At 48.5% G+C, this 1,723-nt stretch carries 2 protein-coding genes; both read right to left on the bottom strand.

All coding sequences use genetic code 11. The features are described from left to right. A partial coding sequence (gene menD / locus R7E78_RS23980) for a 2-succinyl-5-enolpyruvyl-6-hydroxy-3-cyclohexene-1-carboxylic-acid synthase (protein WP_318058321.1) occupies positions 1–1,519 on the bottom strand: 1,519 nt, incomplete at its 3' end. Then, on the bottom strand, positions 1,516–1,723 hold a 208-nt coding region (locus R7E78_RS23975), incomplete at its 5' end, for a chorismate-binding protein (RefSeq protein WP_318058320.1). The genes menD and R7E78_RS23975, both read right to left, overlap by 4 nt.

Below are 1,723 nucleotides of genomic sequence, written 5' to 3'. Positions count from 1 at the left end.
CGTGGGGCATTTGGTAGTACGCAGTGCGATGCTCCGGAGGCACTGGCAACATATCGAAAATCGCACCACCATCATTGTTTGTGACCACAAGTACTGACGGCAGATCATTACGAGAAAACAGCGCGAGCGAGTTGAGGTCATAAAGCGCCGATGTATCTCCGATGTACATCAATAGCGGCTTGCCTCGTGAGCGCTGCACACCCGAAGCTGTGGCAAATAGACCATCAATACCCGACGCTCCGCGATTGGTAAACACCTCAGTATTTAATCGGCCAAACATATCGACTAATCGAACAAACAAGCTGTTACCGAGAAAGACATCGACGCTCTGCGTTCGCTCTTCAATGTCAGCCGCTAACGCGATTTCATTAAGCGTTGAAGCTGATGAAGACAGAAACTCATCGCGAATGTGAGCGCGAACATGGGCTATATCGGTCAGCAATCCATCAGCCCACCCTTGAGTACTTGAGCTCTTAACATCAACACGCTCGACCCAACTTTTAGGTGATGCAGCCCAATGCAATTGCGGAAGGTGTGTTTGGTTATCTCGGCTTAAACTTGGCGAGATAAACCAGTACTGAACATCTCGGCCTTGTTGGCTTTGCGACACCTGTTTATTAATCCATTGGTTCAATCGCTTAGATATGATGCGGCTACCAAACTGGAGCACCAAATCACATTCGTCGAGTTGGCTAGCAAACTTAGGCTGTTGTAACCACAAATCATAATGTGACCAACCGGAGCTAACTCCACTTTGCGGATCCGCCAATACAGGCCACCCCATTTGCTGTGCAAACGCTTTTGCCGCTTGCGCGTGTTCAGCAGATAAGCTGCCAATAACAACCACGCCTTTTCTATCAGCACAAAATGGAATGTCACGGAATGATGGGCTGACGAATCGTTGAGTATATGTTTGACCGCCTTTGCGCCACGCTTCGACACTGTTCAGGTAGCTTTGGTAAGCGCTTTTTTCCCCGTCAGAATACAGCGGCTCAGGAAAGGCGCAGTTAATGTGAACCGCGCTGCCATGTAACTGCTGGTTAAACATCACCTCATCAACCGAAGTGAGTAACCAGTTGAGCGGCGTATTTAAACTCGGACTTGGCAAGTTCAAATTTGCCGATACATGATGAGAAAAAATCCCAAGCTGATTAATTGCTTGGTTTGCGCCACAACCGACGAGTTCAACAGGGCGATCAGCGGTAAGCAAAACCAGTTTTTCGCCCGTTAATTTAGCTTCTGCTACCGCAGGCAACAAGTTTGCGACCGCAGTGCCAGAAGTCACGATAACGGCTACCGGCTCTTGGCTCGCTTTCGCCAAACCAAGCGCCATAAAACCTAATCCACGCTCATCAAAATGAGTATGAATGGAAAAATTTGGCCGTTCAGCCGCTTCTAAAGTCAAAGGAGTCGAACGCGATCCCGGCGCGATACAAACATGCTTCACACCAAATCGGTGAAGCTCAGTCAAAATGGTCTCTGACCAAATTCGATTGAGAACCGCTTGATCGTAACTCATGATGCCACTCCAAGCGGCGGATGATCGGAAATCAACGTTAACAGCGTCGACATCTTTTTATCTAACTCAGCCCATTCGTGTTCAGCAACTGATCCAGGAACAATACCCGCTCCAGCAAACAGCTGAACTTGATCGCCAAGCACCAATGCACTTCTTATTGCCACACAAAACTCTGCGCGTTCATGGCTGATGTAACCCATAGAG

The sequence above is a fragment of the Vibrio sp. YT-19(2023) genome (assembly GCF_033337395.1).
This window is presented reverse-complemented; position numbering and strand designations above follow the sequence as displayed.